Raw genomic sequence first — 23,335 nt, 5'->3', positions numbered from 1 at the left:
TGTAACATGTGGCGCAAACTATGCTATAATCACGATTGGCAAAACTTACACGGGGGGGAACCATACTGATGTCTTCAGCAACTCATTTGGATCAGAAAGCAATCAATACGATTCGTACCTTGTCGATTGACGCGATTGAAAAAGCAAACTCCGGTCACCCAGGCATGCCGATGGGTGCGGCACCGATGGCACACGTGCTGTGGAGCCGTTTTATGAAAGTGAACCCGAAAAATCCTTCTTGGATTGACCGCGACCGTTTTGTCCTGTCCGCAGGCCACGGCTCCATGTTGCTCTACTCCTTGCTTCATCTGATGAACTACGATGTCTCCATCGAAGACTTGCATGCTTTCCGTCAATGGGGAAGCAAAACACCGGGTCACCCTGAGTTTGGTCATACTCCAGGTGTGGACGCTACTACCGGCCCACTCGGTCAAGGGATCTCCACCGCAGTCGGTATGGCAATGGCAGAACGCCACCTGGCCGCTACATACAACAAAGATAACTTTGAACTGATCAACCACTTCACCTACGTGATCTGCGGTGACGGTGACTTCATGGAAGGTGTCTCTTCTGAAGCGTCTTCCCTCGCAGCACACCTCAAGCTGGGCAAGCTGGTTGTGCTCTACGATTCCAACGATATCTCGCTCGACGGTGAACTGAGCCGCTCCTTCTCTGAAAATGTGGCACAGCGCTATCAGGCATACGGCTGGCAATATCTGCGCGTAGAAGACGGCAACGATCTCGCTGCGATTGAAGCGGCTCTTAGCGAAGCGCGTACAGACCTCGACCGTCCAACCCTGATCGAAGTAAAAACCACCATCGGTTACGGTTCTCCGAACAAAGGCGGTTCCGCAGCATCCCATGGTGCGCCGCTCGGAAAAGAAGAAATCGCCCTCACCAAGAAAAACTATGAGTGGGAGCACGAAGAGTTCCACGTTCCACAAGATGTATACGGCCTCTACGCACAATCCGCAGAGCGCGGTGCTGCATCCGAAGCAGCTTGGCACGACCAGCTCGACAAGTACTCCCAACAATACCCAGAGCTGGCTGAGCAGTTCAAGCTGGCGATTGCAGGCGACCTGCCGGCAGACTTCGACGCTGACCTGCCAACCTATGAGCCAGGCAGCAAGCTTGCTACCCGTGCCGCTTCCGGTAACGCGATCAACGGTCTTGCGAAGCGCGTTCCTTACCTGATCGGCGGCTCCGCTGACCTCGCACACTCCAACAACACCCTGATCAAAGACGGCGGCAACCTGCTCCCAGGCTCCTACGAAGGCCGCAATATCTGGTTCGGTGTACGTGAATTCGCGATGGGCGCAGCGCTCAACGGTATGGCGCTTCACGGTGGTGTCAAAGTATTCGGCGGTACGTTCTTCGTCTTCTCCGACTACGTGCGTCCAGCCGTTCGTCTCTCTGCCCTGATGAAGCAGCCAGTGGTGTATGTCTTCACCCATGACTCCATCGCAGTAGGCGAAGACGGCCCAACCCACGAACCAATCGAACATCTGCCATCCTTCCGCGCGATGCCAGGCCTCACTGTCATCCGTCCGGCAGACTCCAACGAAACCAATGCAGCATGGAGATATGCTGTCACGACCAAGGACGAGCCAATCCTCCTCGCGCTGTCCCGCCAAAACCTCCCGAACTACGCCCAAACCGCTGAAAAAGCGCAAGAAGGCGTAGCTAAAGGGGCATACGTGGTAGCAGACGCTGAGAATGGTGAACCACAAGTACTCCTGCTTGCAACAGGCTCCGAGGTATCCCTCTGCATGCAAGCCCGCGAAGAGCTAGCTGCCAAAGGCATCCAAGCCCGCGTCGTCTCCATGCCAAGCTGGAACCTCTTCGAGCGTCAGCCTAAAGAATACCGCGACTCTGTCATCCCGCCGCACATCAAAGCACGCGTAGCGGTAGAGATGGCCAACCCACTTGGCTGGGAGCGTTATGCAGGCGACAATGGTATCATCATCGGCATCAACACATTCGGTGCATCGGCTCCTGGTGACCGCGTGATGAAAGAATACGGCTTCACTGTAGAGAATGTAGTTGCTTCTGCGGAGAAGGTATTGAAATAAGTGTGAAAAGAAAAGGCAAGGCGCTTTCCGGATGGGAGGTTGCCTTGCTTTTCTGCTTTTGTGTGATTCACTTTTTCTAAAAATGTATAACATTAGTGGATATTTTTCGTATCATTAAACGAACAAGTTGTTTTTAAAGTCCCATCCAATCCTCACCGTCTTTACAGCCCAGCCTGTCTCTTTTAATATATAGGACAGTACTGACTCACAACCAAGACACAGCCAAAGGGGATTTTCGATGGATTCATCTGCTGCTGCAAGCGGACAGAAACTTTTTGCCGCGCAATCCGTCTATAGTGGTGGAGAGAGGAAACATATTTGGAGGTATCATATGGCTACAGCCAAGAGGAAAGTGAAGAAAAAAAATACGATTCTGATGTTTGTCATCGCTTTTGTGTTTTTTCTCTTGTTTTGTGTCGTTGGGGGCTACTTTATGCTGCTCTATTCCGGCGAGCAGATGATCGATCTGCAGAAGCTGGAGGACATGAAGCTTGAAGCGACTGAAGTGTATGACAAGGACAGCAAGCTGATTGGGACACTGTTCCAAGAGGAAAAGCGTGAATACGTGGAGCGCAAGGATATACCGCAACAGCTGGTCGATGCCTTTATCGCAGTCGAGGACAAACGATTCTTCGAGCATAATGGGGTCGACATCGTGCGGATCATGGGCGCGGTCTGGAAGGATATCCGCCAAGGCGATCTGGCCGAAGGGGGAAGTACCATCACCCAGCAGTTGGCGCGCAACGTCTATCTCAACAATGACAAGGACTTTTTCCGTAAAACCAAAGAAATGATGATCGCCGTCAGCTTGGAGCGCAAGTACACGAAAGACCAAATCATGGAGATGTATCTCAACAAGGTATATCTCGGTGAAGGGATGTTCGGTGTCAAATCGGCGTCCAAATATTATTTTAAGAAAGATGATTTGAAAAATTTGACATTGGCTGAAATGGCGTCACTGGCCGCGATACCGAAAGCACCGTCTACCTATGCGCCGTTCGGTAAGCGTGATAAGGCAAAAGAACGCCGCGACACCATCCTGCGCCTAATGATGGAGCAGGGCTTTATCACAGAAGAGCAGAAGCTGCAGGCACAGGCCGAGCCGCTTCCACCGGAGGGCAATGACACCAATGTCCGCCGCTACAAGCAAGGTGACCAGGCTTTTGTCGACTATGTCGTGGAAGAGGCAGAGAGCCGTTATATGATCACCGAGGAGATGCTGTACAAAGGCGGCTTCAAAATCTACACCACGATGGACCGCAAGATGCAGGATGCGATGGCCAAGGCGTTTGCCAATGCCAAGAACTTCCCGAAAAACGGCCCGAAACAGCAGGTCGAAGCGGGGATGGTCGTCATCGATCCGAAGAATGGCGGGATCGCCGGCATCATGGGTGGCCGCAACTATGTGGTCAAGGGCTTCAGCCACGCGACCCATATCCAGCGCCAGCCGGGTTCTTCCTTCAAACCGCTTGCCGTCTATGCACCAGCCATCGATACCAATCCTGGCAAGTGGAGCATGTACGCAAGCCTCAACAACCAAAAGCAAAGCTTCAACGGCTATGAGCCAAACAACTGGAGTGGCCGTTACAGCGAATCCATCAGCATGTACAAAGCGGTAATCAACTCAGACAACGTCCCGGCCGTCTGGCTGCTCAACGAAATCGGCGTCAAAACCTCTCAGAAGTATCTCAAGGATTTCGGAATTGAACTCAGCCCAGAAGACAACAACCTGGCCATTGCACTCGGGGGCTTGAGCAAAGGGACCTCTCCGCTCAAGATGGCGCAAGCCTACTCTGCTTTTGCCAACGAGGGGAAAGTAACTGAGGCCCACGTGATCAGCAAAATCGTCGATACCCGCACAGACGAGACATTCGAGAAGACCGCAGACGTAACCCAAGTCATCACGGCCGATACCGCATGGGAAGTGCATAAAATGCTTCGCGGTGTCGTCAAAGAAGGTACAGGGAAGAGCGCCCGCATGAAGGATGGCCGCCCTGTAGCAGGGAAGACCGGTTCTACCCAAGCGACCGGCAAAAACAACAAGGATGCCTGGTTCGTCGGCTACACCCCTGAGTACGTCGGTGCCGTCTGGATGGGCTTCGACCGCCCAGACAAACAGCATGAGCTGCGTCCACAAGACGGCTCCAACATCCCGGCCAAACTCTTCGCCACCATCATGGCAGAGGCCCTCAAAGGACAGCCAGTCACCGACTTCAAGCGTCCTGGCGGCGTAGAAGAAGAGGAGAAGAAACCAGAGGCTGAGCTGTCTGCACCAAGCCTCTCCGCACAGCTGACGATGGAGAACAACGAGCAAAAGGTCATCCTCAACTGGGCATCCAGCAACCAGAATGCCACCTATGACCTGTACCGCTACATCCAATCTCCAGACCAAAAAGAAAAAATCCTCTCCGGATCAACTGCGACCACTTATGTAGATTCAGTGAGTGACGGTGTCCTGTACAAATATCTGGTCATTCCTGTTATCGACGGCGTCGAAGGCCCAGCCTCCAATGTCGCGGAAGTGGATATCTCTCAATTGGAGCAGATCATCCAAGACGGTGAGGAGCAGGAGGAGAACGGTCAGCCGCAAGAGGGAGAGATCCCAATCGACGGTGAACAAGGCCAAAATGGTGACCAAAATCAAAACCCTGATCCATCCCAGCCTTCAGGCAACGGTAATGGCAACAATGGTAACAATGGCAACGGTGGTCAGCCAAGTGATCCAGGGACATCATCCACTGATCCCAACGGCAACCCGCAGCTTCCACCACCTGACATCATGCCACCATCCGATCAAGGCGGAGGCGGGCAGCCACCAGCTACTCCAGACCAATCAACTACACCAACTCCATCCGGGTAACCATCATGCAAATGCCGATGCCACAACGCGTCGGCATTTGTTTTTTCCCGCCTTCCATGAACGGAGTGGGGGTATTACGTAAAATTGGCAAATGTTTGACTATTTCCGCATATCGTATCTCATGTTACAATAAGCCTAAAGCAATGGCTCCATATACGAGCAAATCGGGAGGGGATTCCTTATGACAAACTTTGTACCTGCTGAAGAGTTGAAAGAATACTTCGCTAAGAAAATTTACAGTGCCAAGATTCACTTCGAGCGTGCTCTTGATTGTAAGCATACAGAGTTCGATGACCTCTATCCATACATGAACGAGCAGCCTCAGTTCTTCTGGTACAAACGCTACGTAGCCTGGTCTGAACTCCTGACCGTTGTCAAAATGGCCGACGAGCTCAACATCGACTGGAAAGCCCACTTCACCGAACAGCAAGCCGTTTTCGTGCAAGGCCGCGTCCTCCAAGGAAAAGTACTGGATAACTGGTACCCGGAAGAGTCCGCCCATGAAGAAGAATACAGCCAGATGGAAGAGTAATCTTTCAAATACATCGAAAAAGCACAAAAAAGAGTCGGTTTCCGTAAAAGGAAATCGGCTCTTTTTAATGTTTTTTCGTTCTTGTTTTTTTATGTTTTTATTTTTATTGGATTGTTTCTCGCGTCCTTCATCTAGGGCTGGTTCGGCTCAGGGGCGGAGGGCGGTCGGAGAGCCTCTTGGAACCCTTTCACCCAGCTCCGAAGAGAAGAAGGGAGGGAACGCCCTTAGGGGCAAACAGTCTCACTTCCCTGAACCACCCAGATGTTTCTTGCCCTGTCCCTCCCTTCTTCTCTTCGGAGCGGACAGTAAGCACTTCCGTGCAAAGGGTTCCACAAGGCTTCTCCAACCGCCCTCCGCCCCTGAGCCGCCCTTAATGAAGCCACCGATAAACAATCCCCGGCGTCTGCTCGTCAGGCCTTGCCGTATAGCGATAATACGGTGGGTTACTCCACGACGGCAACGGAGCCTTCTTCTTCGAGATAATCACATCTGTGCCCTTACTCACCAGAGTATACAACTCCTCGACATCCCTGTTAAACAACCGGATACAGCCAAGCGACTGGGCATGCCGGATGCTTTTCGGCTGATTGGTGCCATGGATCGCATAATTCCCATTGGCGAAGACCAACCCGCGGCTACCATAGATATTGTCATGTCCACGCGGCTGGTTCACTTTTTGCAGGACGGTAAAGAATCCTTCCGGTGTCGAGTCCTTACGTCCGATTCCAATCGGGTACTGTCTGACCACATGTGGCCCGCTCATAAGCGTCATTGTGTAGGAGGGTAGGTTGACCTGCATCTGTAAGGGACCAAGCGGTGAGGAGGGCTCTGGATAGCTCTGAAGCGGTATGACCTTGCTGAGGCTTTGCCAGGCATCGTCAGGTCGGAATTCTTTTGGATGATAGGGGAGCGGTACCGATTTGGCCTGCAATGGCTGAGCAGACGGCGTGGGAGCGCCGGTTACCGGTACGGGTACAGTCGGTACGGCAGGCAGCCAATTCGTCGGATACGTCCCAGCCAGATCGCGTAATTGGACTGGCAGACGGCCGGTTAACTGGTAATGGCGGTACAGTGCATTACGGACGATCAGGACCTGCTCCAAGGCACGCTGTTCTTTGGCAAGCGATTGTTTGACCACTTGAATCATCTTGCGGTCAGGCTCGCAGGGACAAGTGGGAGCGTACCACTTTTGGGAGAGAATCGCCCGTTTTTTCGGATCATAACGCAGGATTGCCTTGATCTGTTTTGGCGTGTAAAAAGGCATCGGCGTATACAGAGGCATCCCCTCTGTCTGCGGCACGATCATCAGGGTAAACGGCCCATCGGCAGAGAATCGGCGGGATTGCAGGTAATTCTGCACATGCTTAGCCACTGCCTGCTGACTCTGATGGGGAGGGACAGCGATCACCTCGGTATGATTGGCAGAGCCAGAAGCCGGTGGGGCAGGGACCGGGCGATAGGCAGGCATCTCCTGTGGGGGCATAGGGGAGGCAGAGCGCCATGGATTGGTGATCAGCAGAATCGCCGTAAACAAAGCCCATGAGAAAAAACGGCGAGTCCTATGCTTTACGTGCGTACGCTTTTTCTTGCGCAGAATCGCATGATACGCTTCGCGGGTCTCATCAGCGCTGTCGCCTTGATTGGGGCTGGATAACGCTTTGCGGTAAGCATCAATCGCCTTTTGCTGTTGTCCGCGTTTTTCCCATTCACGGCCCAGATAGAGCCAGCCGATCGCATGCTCCGGGTGCTGTTGGGTATAGAAGCGGTAAAAACCAAGCTCATTTTGCTCGGGATAGCGCAGGAGAAACGTAATCTTTTCTTGCAAAAATTCAGCTTTCTTCACCGATAACACCTCTCTAGGATAATATCGGTAAATAATGCCAAGCTATAAAGCGGAAAAAAGCCCCGGTTCAAGATTGGAAAATTGAACCGGGGCTTTCTTTTTCATTCTAAAAGTTCTAATGGAATCAGCAATTAGCCGAAGATCAGGGAGAATGAACGGAATTCGTTTTCAGTTGCTTTGGTTGGTTCTACAGTAGCTGGTTTGGATTCAACATTGGTTGTTTGAGTTGGAACCGCACCAGGGGAGAGCAGGTAGTAGTTGATGATGCTTTGGTCTACTGCTTTGTCATCGTTAGGGTCGATTGCTGGAGCTGCAGCTGGGGCAGTAGTTGGAGTTGCGCCAGAGAGGTTAGTGTCTACAGAGAAGAAATCGAATGCACGGTTTTCGTCAGCAGTTTTGTCTTCAGCAGCAAGAGCACCGTTAGTGAAGAGTACAGAAGCGAACAGAGCACAGGAAGCGAGTACGAGGTTTTTCTTTTTCATAAATGAAACACTCCTTATTCAAAATTGTATAGTGGGCAATTGGTTTGACTGGTCAGTACAAAAGCGACTTACAATGTTTATTTTACCCTTTTTATCTTGTTTGTAAAGTAGTTTTAACATAAAACTTTCTAATAAATTTTTAAGGAATTCACGAAAGCTTTATCAATCGTTTACATTTGAACGATTTATGAACGAAATTCCTGATGTGGGGTAAAAGGGGGGAGTGAAAAATCCCTGTTTTTCATTGATATGTCGCTGTTTGTTGCTGTTCTTGCTATTATCATACTCCTAATTGGTAAAGATATCCACAAACTAAAGTCGGTTTTTTTCTCAGACCAAAGACCGAAAATAAGTGTATAGTTATTTGTTCGTAAACCGAAATGAATGAAAATAAACAAAAACCCCCGCTATCCAAGCTGGAAGCAGGGGTTTATAAAGTAAAATAAAGAGTTCTTATGAATTGTAAATTGCTTCAACACGGTAAATCCGTTGGCCGCGTTCGGAGAAGCGTTGCTCATACTCGGTCATCACATTGTTCTCTGCCCATTCGGAATTGTGCAGGTCGAACGTGATGTTGCGCAATTGGAAGCGCTCATCTGCGAACTGATTGAGGGAGAATTCGTATAATGCCTCATTATCTGTCTTCAGATGAATTTCGCCGCCGATTTTAAGGACGGTTTTATAATTGCGCAGGAAGCCGAAGTGGGTCAGGCGGCGCTTGGCGTGGCGTTTTTTCGGCCATGGGTCGCTGAAGTTCAGGTAGAGGCGGGAGAGCTCGCCTGGTGTGAACAATTCGGTGATATTGGATGCATCGAATTGGATGAGAGCCAGATTCGGGATTGCTTTGTATTCGGTGCGCTGGGCGGTACGCAGCACCACTTCGGCCTTCAGTTCGACCGCGATAAAGTTGATATCAGGGTGCTTGGCAGCCAGCGTATTGATAAAGCGGCCTTTGCCGCTGCCGATTTCGAGGTGGATCGGGTTGTTATTGCCGAAGTATTCGGCCCATTTGCCGCGGTAGCGGGTTGGTTCGTCGACGAATGTCGGGTATTCGCGAAGGGCATTCTCTGCCCCAGGGATGTTACGTAAACGCATGGGAACCTCCTTTTCGATCATAACGCTTCATAGATGTACACTAGGAACTATTCTATCGTATCGGCACGGCTTTTTGTATGGAAATTTTCTTGTAAAGAGGAAAATCTATGAGTGGATGGTCAAATGGCGTTTTTGTGAAGGATCTCACTATATCTAGTAGAATGGGACTAAATGCGTCTTGCAAAAAGATCATCGTCTGGGATAATGGAAAGGTGCTTTTACATGGATCGACATCGTCTGGGAGGTTTGCACGTTGATGAAAAAGAATAGTCGCAGCATCTATGCCATTTATGGAAGTTCACCGGAAGTGACCGCTTACGGGATGGCCAAGTACAGCCGCTCCAGCCTGGCTCTGCGCGATAGCATCAAGGAGCTGTCACAGCAGAAGGCGGAGGAATTCCTCAACACGTTCTATTTTCAATATGGGCACAGCTCAATTGCCGATCTGGCCCATGTGGCGGTAGCGATTGAGCAGATTTCGATCTGGGCCGCGATGATACTGGTAGATGAGCCGTTGTGGGACGGACAGGAGCGTTCGACTCGCTATCAGGATTTTATGAAGACCCAGTACTATGTACCGACGGGTGCTCCGGCACGTTATAGCGAGATAGCGGATCAGATGTTTACCACTTATCAGGAACTGACACAGCTGGTGCAAAACGAACTGGTCAAGCTGTATCCGGCTCCGGCTGGGATGGCAGAGGATGCATACCAGCGGACGATGCGGGCGCGGGCTTTTGACGTATCACGTTACTGGTTGCCGCTTGCGACCAACACCAGCCTCGGACAGATCACCAGTGCACGTACGCTGGAGCGTCAGATCAGCCGCCTGTTCTCACACGGGCTGCCGGAGCTTGCCGATATCGCCCAAGAGCTGAAGGATGCGGTTGTGAAGAATGAGCCGGTGAATTTTGGCGCGGATGAGATGGGGCCGTTGTTGCCGACTTTGGCCAAGTATACCGGTGAAAATCTTTACATCACAGAGACTCGCAAAAACCTGAAGCTGGTTGCTGACCAACTGCTTGCGGGGATCGAGCCGGATGTGCGTTTTGGTGTGGAGCTGTTCGTCAATCAAGACCCGGTTCTTACGGCATGCACGACCTTGCTCTACAGTGTATCGACTCTGTCCTACCGTCAAATCTACGAGGTAGTGGAGAAGCTTCAGCCGGCAGAGCGTCAAGAGCTGATCGACATCGCCTTTTCTGGGAGAGGGCGTCATGACAGCTGGCTTAGAGAGTTGCAGATGCAACCACTTGTATTTGATATCACGATGGATGTAGGGTCGTTCCGCGACCTCAACCGTCACCGCAAAGTGGCGAAAACTCTGCAAGAGCCAAGCCTTGGCATGGGCTATGCAGTGCCGGAGATTCTTGGTGAGATCGGGCTTCACGACCGTTATGTGAGCGAGATGGATGCACACTATGCCGAGGTGCGTGAACTGATGGCGGAGTGGAGTCCTGTTGAGGGGATGTATCTGTTGCCGATGGGGGCGCTCTGCCGTTCGTTGCACCAGATGGATCTGCAACAGGCGGCGTATATGGCTGAGCTGCGGACTGGATCGACCGGACACTTCAGCTACCGTGAGATCGCCTATCAGATGTATGAGCGTGTGGCAGAGGCTTATCCGGAGTTCGCTTCGTATATCCGGGTGACGAATCCACGGGAAGAGTTTGATCCATTTAAACGTTAATAGAGATTCTTTCGGGATAATCTGACAAAAAGGGACAGCTGTGGTAGTAGCTGTCTCTTTTTTCGTTTATAATGATAGGTACCATAAATAACCGAGGTGGATTATGAGACAACCTGTCAAACTTTTCTGTGTACCGTATTCCGGCGGTTCCGCTACGTTGTATCTGCGTTGGAAAGAATTTTTGAATGATTCTGTTGAGTTGCATCCGCTTGAACTGCGTGGACGCGGCAAGCGTTTTATCGAGCCGTTGTATGAGAGCATGAGCGAGGCGGTTTCCGACCTGTACGAGAATATCAAGCCGCATCTGAATGGTTCCCCATATGTGCTGTTCGGGCACAGTCTGGGCGGGATTCTGGTCTATGAGCTGGCACAGCTGATCCGTCAAAAGGGCGACAACATGCCACTGATGCTGATCCCTTCTGGACGCAGACCGCCAAGCCAATTGTCAGGGAAAAAGCGCCACCTGCTCTCGGATGAAGAGTTTAAGCAAGAGCTGTTCAGCATGGGCGGCACGCCAAAAGAAATTCTGGAACATGCTGAGCTTCTGGAGCTGTTCCTGCCGATCCTGCGGGCCGATTTTAAACTGGCGGATACGTATGTCCATGATAAGAGCCAGCCGAAGCTCGATACCGATGTAGTGGTGCTCAATGGTACGGAGGATGATCTGGTCAATGCGGAGCTTCTGCCGGAGTGGAGTGAATATGCCCTTGGCAAGATGAGCATTCATCATTTTGAGGGCGGGCACTTCTTCCTGCATGATCATGCGGAGAGTATCTGCCAATTGATACAGCAGTTGGTGGCGGACAAGCAGGGCGTCATCCGATAAGTGGATAGAAAACTATGTAAAAGACCCCCAGGTGAGTAGATTCACCTGGGGGTTACTTTTTGGTTCGTTACGCGTTCTGCAGCCGGATTAAGCTTCTTTTACGCTTTGATGCTGACGTGTCAGGAGCTGTTCAAAATCATGGGTACCAAGCGGACGGCTGAACAGATAGCCCTGCATGTCATCACAGCCCAGTTCGCCGAGTATGCCAAGCTGCTCTTGTGTCTCCACGCCCTCTGCGGTGACATGAAGCTGCAGGCTTTGCGCCATGGCGATGATGGCACGCGGGATGCTTACATTTTCCGTGATGTCGTCGATGAACGACTTATCGATCTTGAGGGTATCGATCGGGAATCGTTTGAGATAGCTCAGGGAGCTGTAGCCGGTACCGAAGTCGTCGATGGAGATCTTGATCCCCATCTTCTTCAGCAGGTTCAGCTTGTAATTGACGCTGTCTGAATTCTGGATCGCGATGCTTTCGGTAATCTCCAGCTCCAGATATTCAGGCTCCAGCTCGGTTTCTTTAAGAATGTTATTGATTTTTTGCACGAGATCGGGGTCTTGGAACTGAGTGCTGGACAGGTTGACTGCCACCTGCAGATGTGGGAATCCGGCGTGCTGCCATTTTTTATTCTGGACACAGGCTGTACGGAGCACCCATTCCCCTACGGAGAGGATAAAGCCGGTCTCCTCGGCCACCGGAATGAACTCAGAAGGGGGAACAAGGCCCAAGATTGGATGCTCCCAGCGGAGGAGTGCCTCCATGCCGACAATCTGACCAGTACGGATATTCACCTTAGGCTGATAGTACAGCAGGAATTCGTCAAATTCCAATGCCTTGCGCAGATACTGCTCCAGCAAGTGCTTGCGGGAGATGGTGTCTTTCATGTCCTCGGAGTAGAAACGGCTGCCGTTCTTGCCTTCGCGCTTGACCCGAAGCATAGCGATGTCGGCATTTTTGACCAGAATCTCGGCGGTCTTTCCGTGGTCTGGATACAGACTCACACCGACACTGGTAGAGAAGAACAGCTGATGATCCATCAGTATGAAAGGTTTGGACAGCACGTTTTCAATAAGCTTGATGTATGCTTCCACCTCAGCCTCATCCGTGATCGGGGAGAGCATCATCGTAAACTCGTCTCCGCCCATCCGTGAAAGGCTGTCTCCCGGACGCATCACGCTTTTCAGACGATTTGCCACTTCTTTTAACAGCATGTCTCCGATGTCATGTCCGAGTGATTCATTGACCGACTTGAAGTTATCCAAGTCGAGGAACAGGACGGCCAGCTTTTGCCCGGTTCCGTCGAGGCGCTGGATGGATCGGTGCAGAGAATCGAAGAACAGATAGCGGTTCGGTAGAATGGTGAGTGTGTCATGGTAGGCCTGATGCTTGATTTTTTCCTGTGATTCTTCCAAGGCATCCATCATCGAGTTGAATTTGCGTTCTAGCTGACTAATCTCATCTGTACCGGTTACAGGAATCCGGGCGGAAAAATCGCGGTTCTGCCTGATCTGCGTAACCCCTCTCATCAGGAGGGTCAGACGTGAGAGCAACGACTTCTCCAGAATGAAGATGACGATGACACCAAAGATGAGGCTTGCGGCAACCAAGACCGCCAGCAGGTAAATCAGACTGTCCTGACCGCGTTGGTAGATCAGACGGGGACGATCGATGGTGAGCTTGAGTGTCGGTTTGCCGTAAATATCATTGAGGATCGCGGAGCCGGTTACGGTTTCCCCGTTTTTGGGAGCGATCCAAATCGGCGAATCCTTGATGCTCGTCATGGCATTCAGCTCAAGGTTTTTTGGCAGATCAACAGAGGTAAAAGGGGTGAGCTTCACATGAATGCGGGTCTTGTCAGAAAGGTTCTTGATGACGTCTTGCGTGAGATAGCGTCCCATCAGAACAGTGCCGCGAATCGGGCCGCGCAGGTCGCCGGTAACGATCGGCAGGGAGGAGATCAGCATCGTTCCTTGTTTTAAGGAGAGAAGCCCTGTTTTATGACCGACCGAGCTTGCATGTGTCAGCAAAAATGTCTTGTTGGAGCGGATGTGCTGATAGATATCGTCAGGCACAGGAGCCTCCTCATACTCTCTGAGGTCATAGGCCTTGCTGAAGACAACCTTTCCGGACGCATCAATTAACATGATCAAATTGATATTATTCAGGGTAAAAGTGCTGGCACCATAGTTGCTCATAATATACGGATGAGACAGAACATCGTCGGGACTGTGTGTGGTCTTCATGAAAGCATACGTGTCATCCCAAGCGGAGTAGTTCGTATTGAGAGACTGTAATTTTCTCAGATCATCTTCCAGAGAATTGAGCACACGCTTAACTGATTCATTAACCCCCTGCGCCTCCAAATTCTCGTAACTCGACAGGAGGATGAAGCGGGACGAGAAATACAGGATCAGTAACAGACCGAGCGTGGTAATCCCTATTGAGAACAGCGTCTTTTTACGCAGTGACATGGATATTCCCCCAAGATTCGGTTTATTCTAAAACCGCTTCCTGCTTCCTTTCATATCGTTGTAAGTTTTATACCACAAAAATGGGATGTTTAATCCAAAAACATCTAAAATTTTTTCATTTTTATGAGAAAGACCGGAAGAACCTGGGGGAATGACACAGACTACCGCATGAAAAACAGCAAAGCGGATTGAGAAGATACCGCTTTGCTGCCGGAAGTTGCTAGATTTTGAGAATACCGCCCATGCTGGCATTGGTAACGAGCTTGGAGTAGCGGGCAAGATAGCCTGTTTTCACTTTTGGTTCGAATTCTTGCCACTCGGAGCGACGGCGTTCCAATTCTTCCGGATCTACGTGCAGGTTGAGCGAGCGCTCCACGATGTCGACACTGATCAGGTCGCCGTCGCGGATGAATGCGATCGGGCCGCCTTCAGCCGCTTCAGGGGAGACGTGACCCACGCTGATGCCGCGGGACGCACCGGAAAAGCGACCATCGGTGATCAGTGCTACCTTGGTTCCGAGTCCCATACCGACGATCTGGGAGGTAGGAGCGAGCATCTCTGGCATCCCTGGTCCGCCTTTTGGCCCTTCGTAACGGATGACGACGACATGGCCTTCCTTGACCAGACCATTGGCGATACCGGCCAGTGCTTCTTCCTGAGAGTCGAAGCAGATGGCAGGACCCTCATGGCGCTTAATTGATGGATCGACCCCGCCTGTTTTGAGGATGGAGCCTTCTGGAGCGATGTTGCCGAACAGGACGGAGAGGCCGCCTTGCTCGCTGTAAGGATTCTCGGTACGGATGACGTCTGAGTTGGTGATGACAGCGTCTGCGACAGCTTCACGCAGGGTCGTACCGGTAACGGTCATACGGTCAGGGTGGACGACTTCACGCTTGATCAGCTCATTGAGGATCGCGGATACGCCGCCCGCTTCGTGGCAATCCTCGATGTGGTAATCAGAGGCTGGGCTGAGCTTGCACAGATGCGGAACGCGCTTGGCGATTTCGTTGATGCGTTCAATCGGGTATTCAATGCCTGCTTCATGAGCGAGGGCCAGTGTATGAAGAACGGTATTGGTCGAGCCACCCATCGCCATATCAAGGGCAAAGGCATCGTCAATCGCTTCCTTCGTCACGATATCGCGGATGGTGATGTTGCGGTCGATCAGTTCCATCAGCTTGTGAGCGGAGCGGCGCACCAGCTCTTTGCGCTCAGGTGCGATAGCGAGAATCGTACCGTTGCCAGGCAGGGCGATCCCGAGTGCTTCGGCGAGGCAGTTCATGGAGTTGGCGGTAAACATACCGGAACAGGAGCCGCAGGTAGGGCAGCCGAACTGTTCGAGTTCTTGCAGCTGGTCATCAGAGATTTTGCCTGCCTGATGTGCGCCGACGCCCTCAAATACAGAAGCGAGGGAGATGGAGCGTCCGTCACTGGTTTTACCCGCTTTCATCGGGCCGCCTGTGATAAAAATGGTTGGGATGTCGACACGCAGAGCGCCCATCATCATACCAGGTGTGATTTTGTCGCAGTTTGGGATACAGATCAGCCCGTCAAACCAGTGAGCGGATACGACGGTCTCCAGACTGTCTGCGATGATCTCGCGGCTCGGAAGGGAGTAGCGCATGCCGATATGACCCATGGCGATCCCATCGTCAACGCCGATGGTATTAAATTCAAACGGTACGCCTCCCGCTGCACGTACGGCTTCTTTTACGATGTGGCCGAACTCTTGCAGATGGACGTGGCCAGGAATGATATCAATATAAGAGTTACAGATCGCGATAAACGGTTTGTCAAAATCCTCGTCTTTAACACCGGCCGCACGAAGCAAACTGCGGTGTGGAGCACGGTCAAAGCCTTTTTTTATCATGTCGCTTCTTCTCTTGCTCATGTATGTTTCCCTCCAGGTATTCTTTATCAGTATGTTCAGATTATTCTACACCCCGGGGAGGATTCATACAAGCATAAGATCAAAAGGCAATGATTGTATACACCACCATATTGCATAAATATACAAAACGACTCATGATATTAATTTTCGAAAACCAATGATAACAGTGTTTCTTGCGTGATTAGACGCTTTGCAATATAAAAGCGATGAATAAATACACAATTGCAAAATAATTTTGAAACTCAATTGAAAGCGTTTACTCATGCTAAATTGTATCTAACAAGAGAGAAAAAACGGAGAGGAAGAAACCGATGAGTAGCCGCTATATTTATTTCCTTCCTATGCTCGCCACCATGCTGTGGGGTGGGAACTTTTTAGTCAGCCGTACAATCCTTCCATATCTGCCGCCATTTACCCTGTCAGCCGCACGCTGGATGCTGGCTGTGTTGATTCTGTTGCCGTTTGTCTACCGTGAATTGAGTAAAAACGGGCAGCAATACAAAAAGCACTGGAAAGAGGCGCTGATGCTTGGAGCGACGGGGATCAGTGTGTTTACCGTGATGATTTATATTGCGATGGGTTATACCACGACTATCAATGCTGCGATTCTTTCTTCCTGGTCGCCGATTCTGATTGCGCTGGGCTCGTTCTTTTTCCTCAAGGAGCGGATCTCGAGCCTGCAAATCTCTGGGTTCGTCGTCTCTTCCCTTGGCGTTCTGTGGATTGTGAGCAAAGGAAGTGTGGATACGATTCTGTCTCTGCAGTTCAATAAAGGGGATATGATTATCATCTTCGCCAACCTGTTCTGGGCGTTCTATTCGGTCGCCCTGCGTAAGACATCTGCCAAACTGCCAGGCCTGACCGGCTTCTTCTGTATCGCGCTGGCCGGGGCACTCTGCCTGTTGCCGGGTGCGGTCTGGGAGATGAGTACGCGTGATGTGCAGCTGTTCCGGATTGAGAATCTGTATGCGGTGCTGTATCTGGGGATTTTTGCTTCGGTGGCTGCGTTCTTCTCCTGGAACAAAGCGATTCAGACACTTGGTCCGAGCAATGTTTCGCCTTTTATCAATTTCATACCGGTGTTTGCCTCTGTGTTTGCGATCGTGTTCTTGGGAGAGAGCATGGAGAATGCCCAATCCGTCGGTGGTCTGTTCGTCCTTGCGGGTGTCTGGCTGTCCTTCCAGAAGGTGAGAGGCGTTCGCCGTGTCAAGCAAGCAGAGAGTACAGCACATGCCCGCGAAGTTAATGCGTGAAATAGTATCAATAAACCGTTACAATTGAGAAAAAATAGCATACTAACTTGCTAGGTTTTCGGAGGAATTGATTATGATGGAAGAAATCAAAGATATCTATGAAAACGGCAGTGACGAAGAGCGGGAGATTCTCGAGTTGACTCTTTCGGCGATCCGTCAACGGCGCGAACGCGGCAGTTCCTATGTATCCGCCTTTTTGGGCCTGTCTGGGCAATTTGTTGATGAGGATACCTATCAGTTCATCGTCCCGATCACAAAATATATGGATAACAACCTTGGCATGGTGCATGGCGGCATCACCGCGACTCTGATCGACTGCACAATGGGGTCCTTGATCAACCGCCAATTGCCGCCTGATCTCGTAGCGGTAACGACCGACCTGCAGACCCGCTATCTGCGTCCGGCGAGAGGGAAGCATGTGAGATCCGAAGCTTCTTTTATCCAGCGTGGGAGAAAGATTGTGGTGATCGAGGGCCGCGTGTATGATGACCGCGATAATCTTGTGGCGCATGGGACGGGGACTTTTATGCTCGTGCCAAGACCGACTCGGGCACTTAATAAGTAGTTTTCTTTTCAAGGGTTGTTGCTCCGGTAGGAGCGCGAGGATCATCTGTTTTCCAGTCGCCTTTCCCTCACGTTGTTCGGCCGGTCTCCTTACAAACAGATGATCCTCACGCTACTGAGTGGGAGAACGGAACCTATTGAAAAAGATTTTGAAAGAAGATAGGGAATAAGATAAAAAGATTTATATGAGAAAAAGGCTGAAGATCTTACTGTTGGGGTAAGATCTTCAGCCTTTCTCTTTTTCCGCCTTCCACTTGGCTGGTGGAGATGAGGCGGCTTTCAAGCAGGGAGCCTCTTTGGAACCCCAGCTTAGCGGAGAATGATTCCCTGAGAGTCCTTCATCGAATAGGCTTCCGGGGCAAACTTCAATCATCTTCGAGTAAACCTTTTTTGCCCTATGCACTCTGGGAAGCATTCGGAGCGGACAGTCATGCCTTCTTACGAAGGGGTTTCAACAAGGCGAGCAGCTTGAAAGCCGCCTCATCTCCCGCACTACAAAAAGTAATCCTTTCGGCTATAAGAATATGAAAATAAAAAACTGGAGCCTCCTCATCCTATGAGAATGCTCCAGTTTTTCTATTCAATGATCATCAACCCACTATAAGTGCGGATATAATTCAGCATCTTGTCAGACAACGGAACGATAAACTCCGTATTCTCGCGCTCTACTACGCCGGAACGGGTTACGATACGCACCCATTTGACTGCGATTTTATAGTAGTCAGAGGCAAATTCGGTACGAAGCCACTCGGAAGAATGCTTCATCGTCATCACAGGAGATTCGATCTTCGTCGGAATCATGCTGATGATATCCTGCAAAAACAGGTGATAGGTCATATGCGGCTTTTGAAACACCAGTTCTTTGCTGGTCACGGAAGTGCCGAGGCTGCGTGTCATCTGGGTCAGCTTGAGTTCGCCTTCCAGGTTTTTCAGGCGGATAAAATCACTGTTCATACATTCTTACCCCCTCGTATTCATATGGGGAAACCAATGGGTCTTTCTATTTTAGGCACTTACCGCCGAGTCTGCAAGGGTAATTTTTGCATATTTATGATATGCTGAAACGGATAGATGTAAACGGATGTGGAGAAGAAGGGAAGTCGAAACGCCATGTTGGAAATTGCCAAGCAAGCGGCCCGTGAAGCGGGGGCCTATCTGAAAGAACGTTTTACCGAGCAACTGTTTCCCGACCTGGAATCGCACAACGATGTAAAGCTTCCAGAGGACAAGGAGAGCGAGCGTCGTGTCATCGAGGTGCTGCACAAGCATTTTCCGACGCACACGATCTTCTCGGAAGAGGTGGGGACGGTCAAACGGGATGACGAGTACTTGTGGATCGTGGACCCGTTGGATGGTACCAACAATTATTTTATCGGGTATCCGTATTTTTCCGTTTCGATTGCTCTGCAGCACAAGGATGAGATTGTCTTAGGGGTCGTCTATAATCCGGTCGCTGAGCAGATGTTTTGGGCGGAAAAAGGCAAAGGGGCTTATCTGAACGGGAAAAAGCTGTCCGTCAATACACGCTCTGAGCTGGAAAAAGCGGTCGGGACGTACGTGCGGGGCCGAAACTCGGTGAGCAAGGAACAGGAGCTTGCGTTTACCCGTCCATTTATGCTCCAGACCAAGCGGCTGATGCGCAATATCGGGCCGGCACTGGATTTTTGCCTGTTGGCGCATGGATGGATTGATTATATTGTGATGCAACAATCTGGGGTCATGGATGTGGCCGCAGGGATTCTGATCGCGCAGGAGGCGGGAGCGACCGTGACCGACTGGGAAGGTAACCCGTACCAGCATCAGAGCTTTGTAGAGGGCGAGAATACGAGCATTATCGTCAGCAACGGGGTGCTGCATCAGGCGATCCATGGGATGACCGTGCAGAAATAACCCTTCACTCTTTTCAGAAAAGTTGTTGTAAAAATTACCCACCGCACATACAATATGGAGCGGTACAAAAACAAAACAAGGGGGTGGACGGAATGAAAATGACAGGATACTTCGGGTCTGGCGGTTTCCTTTCGTCATTCCCTTTTGCAAAAGGAACGTGAGTGGTTAAGCCGCTTTCGTTCCTTTTTTTTGTAGACAAAGGGAGGGGTCACTTGTGAGCAGATACAAACGGGTGTTGATTAAACTGAGCGGGGGCGCCGTAAGCGGGGAGAATGAGTTCGGGTTCGACCACGGGCGTCTCGACCATATCGCCAATGAGATCACCAAGGTCGTGGAGATGGGGGTCGAATTGTCGATTGTGATCGGCGGGGGCAACATTTTCCGGGGAAATATGGCAACAGCATGGGGAATCGACAGGGTAGAGGCGGACAATATCGGTACGCTGGCCACGGTGATTAACAGCCTGATGCTCCGAGGCGTGCTTACCTCCAAGCTGGGAAAAGAAGTCCGCGTGATGACCTCCGTCCCGATCAACTCTGTTGCTGAGCCGTATATCCGGCTGAAAGCGGTTCAACACCTGAGGAGTGGGTACGTGGTGATTTTTGCGGGAGGAAATGGTCAACCTTATGTCACGACCGACTACCCCGCTGTCCAACGTGCTCTGGAGATGAAAAGCGATGCGATCCTCGTCGCCAAACACGGCGTAGACGGAGTCCTAAGCGGTGACCCCCGGATCAATAAAGATGTCAAACGCTACGAATCTGTGGCCTACAACGATGTCGTGAATCAGAATCTGCGCGTGATGGACCAGTCTGCAATCATTCTGGCCCGCGATCATAACCTGCCGATCCATGTGTTTAATTTTGATCAGCCGGATGTGATGAAACGGATCTGCCAGGGGGAGAATGCGGGGACGTATATTAGTGAAGAGGTTGAGACGGTGTTGATTGAGTAGATGAGATAGAGCGAATCAAAGCCAATCGAAACATATCAAACGAATAAAGAAGAAGCTCACTTGTCATCATTGGCAAGTGGGCTTTTTTACGCTGTCCACCAATCTAAGCCCAAGGATACAGAAGACCCAACACATATCCACAAAAATACCCACTCCCACAGTCAACTCCCCAACAATCAATAGGATCAACAGCAGGTTTTAACATATTCATTAAAATAATATCTCTTAGTCGAATGTCACTGATTATTACTTTTGTATGTTTATCTTTTCCTGCTTATCACCTATAATTTGGATTACCGAAAAAAATCAAAATATGTCGAAGGGAGTCGGCAATTATGAAAAGGAAGGTTACCTTGCAGGTCATGACGGCCGTGGCATTGGCGTCACAACTCGTTTCTGCGCCTGCGTTGGCGGCGGAGCCGTTTTTGTCAGATTTTGCGGTTGAGATGGACAGCACGCAGATCGGACAAGCAGAACCAAGTGTTACAGAACTCGTCTACGGAGGGGAGCAGGTGCCACCGGGAGCAATCCGTCCCAGTCTGAGCACGAGCGGGGCTTACCATACCGTGATGGTCAAAGAAGACGGGACTCTCTGGGGCTGGGGGGACAACACGTATGGTCAATTAGGCTTGGGTCATAATCAAGCGGTCCCTGGCCGTCACGTAAAAGTACCGGGGATTGACCATGTAGCCGCAGTTACAACCGGCTACGACTATACACTCGCACAGAAGACGGACGGGACCGTCTGGGCATGGGGGAACAACCGCTATGGTCAACTGGGCGACGGTACGGAAGAGAGTCACTATGCTCCTGTCCAGCTCCCTGATCTGACAGATGTGAAAAGTCTTACCGCAAGCGTCAGCTTCGCCCTTGCCCTCAAAGAGGACGGTACAGTTTGGGGATGGGGGGACAACACCAACGGACAGCTAGGCACAGGAACCTTCAGCCATACAGCGACTCCTTTTCTGATACCTGACCTGGATTCCGTCGTTCAGGTGGCAAGCGGTAACTGCTACTCTGCTGCCTTGAAAAATGACGGCACTGTGATGACATGGGGCTGCATGAGTGCTGATCCGGGTCAACCATACTACCAGCCGCACCCTGTACCAGGTCTGGAAAATGTACAGGCCATCTACGGAGGCGGGAACAATGCCTATGCACTGAAGAGCGACGGTACCGTGTATACGTGGGATTATGACCGTCAGCCTGTACAGGTTCCCGGCTTGAGCGGCATCGTAAAGCTGGATTCCTCTACTTCCCATACACTGGCTCTTACAGCGGATGGAGATGTGTATGCTTGGGGAGATAATACCGCAGGGGAACTGGGGCTGGGCCATACCGAGCGCCAAGAGACACCAGTCCTTGTACCGGATCTCTCTAACATCGCAAGCATCTCTGCTCAACCACGCCATTCTTTTGCCGTGACCAGAGAAAATGAGGTCTATGCATGGGGCCGCAATTTCAACGGACAATTGGGGGATGGGACGAATACAGACCGTCATGAGCCGGTTTTGATTCATCTCGTACCACATGATGACCAATTGCATGTCGATACAGACAGCATTTATCTGCCGGTCGGAAGAAGCCAGCAGCTCTCCGTCACGCAGGCAGCCTATGACGGTACAGTCGATGATGTATCCGAGCAAGCGACCTACACGGTGGAGGATGAGACCATTGCCACCATCGACGCACAAGGGCTCGTCCGCGCCCGCTCTGTCGGTGCGACGACAGCCACAGTAGAATACGGCGGACAGACGATTCTCGTCGGGATTCACGTCTGGTCACTCCCACAGGTGAATCACAGCATGAACCGTGTCCTGACTTCGCCGGGCTTCATGGGACATTCCGGTGTGATCAAGCCGGACGGCACGCTTTGGATGTGGGGAGCCAACAGCTACGGACAGCTGGGCAACGGCACCACGGATGACAGCAGCACTCCGGTTCAGGCTAGTGGTCTTACCGATGTCCAAGCTGTCGAAGGCGGTACCAACTACACCCTGGCACTGCGTCAAGACGGAACCGTTTGGGCATGGGGCAGCAACGATTTTGGCCAATTAGGCATCGGCAACAAAGACAGCCAGACCACTCCCGTCCACGTACAAGGCTTGTCACATATTACAGCCATCAGTGCATCCAATCACACACTCGCACTCCGGGCAGACGGAACGGTCTGGGCGTGGGGAGTCAACTATAATGGTCAGCTGGGCAACGGTACGACCGAGGACAGCACGACACCTGTTCAAGTGCAAGACCTTAGTGATGTCACATATATCTATACGAATCAGGAGCAATCCTTTGCCGTCAAGCAAGATGGAACCGTGTGGATGTGGGGCAGTGACTATTTCAGTCTGAATGGCGGAGCACCATTGACCACACCTGTACAGATTCCGGTGTTTGATGACGCGATCGCCGTATCCAGTGGATTCCTCAACATCGCCGTGCTCAAGACAGACGGCAGTGTCTGGACATGGGGCAGCAACTACATGGGGCAACTCGGCAACGGGAACGGCCAAGAGCAGAACACCATGAAAGACCTTCCGCGCAAAGTGGCAGACGGCATCGCGGCGATCCGTACCGAAAACAACCACACCTTTGCGCTAAAAGCCAACGGGACCGTGCTTTCCTGGGGCAACAATGATTTCGGCCAACTTGGATATGAAACCACTCCATCTGAGATCTACAACATGCAAGACATCCCCAAACAACTCCCAAGCCTTACCGATGTCATCGCATTATCCACAGGGGAGACACATACCATCGCGATGAAAGCCAACGGTACCATCTGGACATGGGGCGGCAACTTCGGCGGCCAACTCGGCAATGGCACCACAGACGGCACAGCCACCCCAACCTTGATTTCAATCCCGTAATCCCCCCAACCGAATAACTGTGTGGAAAAAAGTGGACGAA

16 protein-coding genes are annotated in these 23,335 nt (G+C 51.2%); 10 read left to right on the top strand and 6 right to left on the bottom strand.

All coding sequences use genetic code 11. The annotated features are described in order from the left end of the window. Positions 1-68: 68 nt before the first annotated feature. The 3 genes from tkt (at position 69) to FGI41_RS16430 (ending at position 5,464) form a co-directional block, all read left to right on the top strand. The gene (gene tkt / locus FGI41_RS16440) at positions 69-2,072 is read left to right on the top strand and encodes a transketolase (RefSeq protein WP_139491428.1); all 2,004 of its coding nucleotides are present in this window, start codon (positions 69-71) and stop codon (positions 2,070-2,072) included. A gap of 331 nt (positions 2,073-2,403) precedes the next feature. Beyond that, positions 2,404-4,932 carry a PBP1A family penicillin-binding protein gene (locus tag FGI41_RS16435; RefSeq protein ID WP_139491427.1) on the top strand — a complete coding sequence of 843 codons (2,529 nt, stop codon included), beginning with the start codon at positions 2,404-2,406 and terminating at the stop codon, positions 4,930-4,932. Between the two features lie 181 nt (positions 4,933-5,113). After that, on the top strand, positions 5,114-5,464 hold the full coding sequence (locus FGI41_RS16430) for a hypothetical protein (RefSeq protein WP_139491426.1): 351 nt from the start codon (positions 5,114-5,116) through the stop codon (positions 5,462-5,464). A 370-nt stretch (positions 5,465-5,834) separates the two neighbouring features. Here the strand turns inward: FGI41_RS16430 and FGI41_RS16425 are convergent, their stop codons facing one another. The 3 genes from FGI41_RS16425 to trmB all read right to left on the bottom strand — a co-directional run bounded on the left by FGI41_RS16425 (position 5,835) and on the right by trmB (position 8,884). Beyond that, on the bottom strand, positions 5,835-7,307 hold the full coding sequence (locus tag FGI41_RS16425) for a L,D-transpeptidase family protein (protein WP_139491425.1): 1,473 nt from the start codon (positions 7,305-7,307) through the stop codon (positions 5,835-5,837). Between the two features lie 131 nt (positions 7,308-7,438). Next, complete coding sequence (locus FGI41_RS16420; RefSeq protein ID WP_139491424.1) at positions 7,439-7,789, bottom strand: hypothetical protein; 351 nt, start codon at positions 7,787-7,789, stop codon at positions 7,439-7,441. Positions 7,790-8,242: 453 nt separating this feature from the next. Continuing rightward, positions 8,243-8,884, bottom strand: coding sequence for a tRNA (guanosine(46)-N7)-methyltransferase TrmB (gene trmB / locus FGI41_RS16415; RefSeq protein ID WP_139491423.1), 642 nt, complete (start codon positions 8,882-8,884; stop codon positions 8,243-8,245). A gap of 256 nt (positions 8,885-9,140) precedes the next feature. On the opposite strand from trmB, the gene FGI41_RS16410 reads away from it, so the two are divergent. Next, the gene (locus tag FGI41_RS16410; RefSeq protein WP_139491422.1) at positions 9,141-10,574 is read left to right on the top strand and encodes an FAD-dependent thymidylate synthase; all 1,434 of its coding nucleotides are present in this window, start codon (positions 9,141-9,143) and stop codon (positions 10,572-10,574) included. Positions 10,575-10,677: 103 nt separating this feature from the next. Continuing rightward, positions 10,678-11,400, top strand: a complete 723-nt coding sequence (locus tag FGI41_RS16405) for a thioesterase II family protein (protein WP_139491421.1) — start codon at positions 10,678-10,680, stop codon at positions 11,398-11,400. An 87-nt stretch (positions 11,401-11,487) separates the two neighbouring features. Here the strand turns inward: FGI41_RS16405 and FGI41_RS16400 are convergent, their stop codons facing one another. Beyond that, positions 11,488-13,872 (bottom strand): bifunctional diguanylate cyclase/phosphodiesterase, encoded by a 2,385-nt coding sequence (locus FGI41_RS16400; protein WP_139491420.1) that lies wholly within the window; start codon positions 13,870-13,872, stop codon positions 11,488-11,490. 220 nt (positions 13,873-14,092) lie between these two features. Beyond that, positions 14,093-15,763, bottom strand: coding sequence for a dihydroxy-acid dehydratase (ilvD, locus tag FGI41_RS16395; protein WP_139491419.1), 1,671 nt, complete (start codon positions 15,761-15,763; stop codon positions 14,093-14,095). 311 nt (positions 15,764-16,074) lie between these two features. On the opposite strand from ilvD, the gene FGI41_RS16390 reads away from it, so the two are divergent. Together FGI41_RS16390 and FGI41_RS16385 are read left to right on the top strand one after the other, a co-directional pair. Further along, entirely contained in the window at positions 16,075-17,016 is a 942-nt protein-coding gene (locus FGI41_RS16390; protein ID WP_139491418.1) for a DMT family transporter, read from the top strand. A gap of 73 nt (positions 17,017-17,089) precedes the next feature. After that, positions 17,090-17,581: a PaaI family thioesterase gene (locus tag FGI41_RS16385; RefSeq protein ID WP_139491417.1), complete on the top strand. Its 492-nt coding sequence runs from the start codon at positions 17,090-17,092 to the stop codon at positions 17,579-17,581. Positions 17,582-18,156: 575 nt separating this feature from the next. Here the strand turns inward: FGI41_RS16385 and FGI41_RS16380 are convergent. Then, positions 18,157-18,534 carry a hypothetical protein gene (locus FGI41_RS16380; protein ID WP_139491416.1) on the bottom strand — a complete coding sequence of 126 codons (378 nt, stop codon included), beginning with the start codon at positions 18,532-18,534 and terminating at the stop codon, positions 18,157-18,159. 156 nt (positions 18,535-18,690) lie between these two features. Here FGI41_RS16380 and FGI41_RS16375 point away from each other — a divergent pair, with 156 nt between their 5' ends. The 3 genes from FGI41_RS16375 (at position 18,691) to FGI41_RS16365 (ending at position 23,295) form a co-directional block, all read left to right on the top strand. Then, positions 18,691-19,470, top strand: coding sequence for an inositol monophosphatase family protein (locus FGI41_RS16375; protein ID WP_139491415.1), 780 nt, complete (start codon positions 18,691-18,693; stop codon positions 19,468-19,470). A 214-nt stretch (positions 19,471-19,684) separates the two neighbouring features. Then, positions 19,685-20,425 (top strand): UMP kinase, encoded by a 741-nt coding sequence (gene pyrH, locus FGI41_RS16370; protein WP_139491414.1) that lies wholly within the window; start codon positions 19,685-19,687, stop codon positions 20,423-20,425. 335 nt (positions 20,426-20,760) lie between these two features. After that, positions 20,761-23,295 carry an RCC1 domain-containing protein gene (locus tag FGI41_RS16365; protein WP_139491413.1) on the top strand — a complete coding sequence of 845 codons (2,535 nt, stop codon included), beginning with the start codon at positions 20,761-20,763 and terminating at the stop codon, positions 23,293-23,295. The last annotated feature ends 40 nt before the right edge of the window (positions 23,296-23,335 follow it).

It is taken from the genome of Brevibacillus dissolubilis (assembly GCF_006170445.1).
GTDB classification, from domain to species: domain Bacteria; phylum Bacillota; class Bacilli; order Brevibacillales; family Brevibacillaceae; genus Brevibacillus_B; species Brevibacillus_B dissolubilis.
Note: the sequence above shows the minus strand (reverse complement) of the source record. Positions and strands in the feature narration are given on the sequence as shown.

What these genes read in the sequence shown, in the direction of transcription:
- tkt (WP_139491428.1), top strand. Translation starts at nt 69, where the DNA reads ATGTCTTCAGCAACTCATTTGGATCAGAAAGCAATCAATACGATTCGT.
- FGI41_RS16435 (WP_139491427.1), top strand. Translation starts at nt 2,404, where the DNA reads ATGGCTACAGCCAAGAGGAAAGTGAAGAAAAAAAATACGATTCTGATG.
- FGI41_RS16430 (WP_139491426.1), top strand. Translation starts at nt 5,114, where the DNA reads ATGACAAACTTTGTACCTGCTGAAGAGTTGAAAGAATACTTCGCTAAG.
- FGI41_RS16420 (WP_139491424.1), bottom strand. Translation starts at nt 7,789, where the DNA reads ATGAAAAAGAAAAACCTCGTACTCGCTTCCTGTGCTCTGTTCGCTTCT.
- trmB (WP_139491423.1), bottom strand. Translation starts at nt 8,884, where the DNA reads ATGCGTTTACGTAACATCCCTGGGGCAGAGAATGCCCTTCGCGAATAC.
- FGI41_RS16410 (WP_139491422.1), top strand. Translation starts at nt 9,141, where the DNA reads ATGAAAAAGAATAGTCGCAGCATCTATGCCATTTATGGAAGTTCACCG.
- FGI41_RS16405 (WP_139491421.1), top strand. Translation starts at nt 10,678, where the DNA reads ATGAGACAACCTGTCAAACTTTTCTGTGTACCGTATTCCGGCGGTTCC.
- FGI41_RS16400 (WP_139491420.1), bottom strand. Translation starts at nt 13,872, where the DNA reads ATGTCACTGCGTAAAAAGACGCTGTTCTCAATAGGGATTACCACGCTC.
- ilvD (WP_139491419.1), bottom strand. Translation starts at nt 15,763, where the DNA reads ATGAGCAAGAGAAGAAGCGACATGATAAAAAAAGGCTTTGACCGTGCT.
- FGI41_RS16390 (WP_139491418.1), top strand. Translation starts at nt 16,075, where the DNA reads ATGAGTAGCCGCTATATTTATTTCCTTCCTATGCTCGCCACCATGCTG.
- FGI41_RS16385 (WP_139491417.1), top strand. Translation starts at nt 17,090, where the DNA reads ATGATGGAAGAAATCAAAGATATCTATGAAAACGGCAGTGACGAAGAG.
- FGI41_RS16380 (WP_139491416.1), bottom strand. Translation starts at nt 18,534, where the DNA reads ATGAACAGTGATTTTATCCGCCTGAAAAACCTGGAAGGCGAACTCAAG.
- FGI41_RS16375 (WP_139491415.1), top strand. Translation starts at nt 18,691, where the DNA reads ATGTTGGAAATTGCCAAGCAAGCGGCCCGTGAAGCGGGGGCCTATCTG.
- FGI41_RS16365 (WP_139491413.1), top strand. Translation starts at nt 20,761, where the DNA reads ATGAAAAGGAAGGTTACCTTGCAGGTCATGACGGCCGTGGCATTGGCG.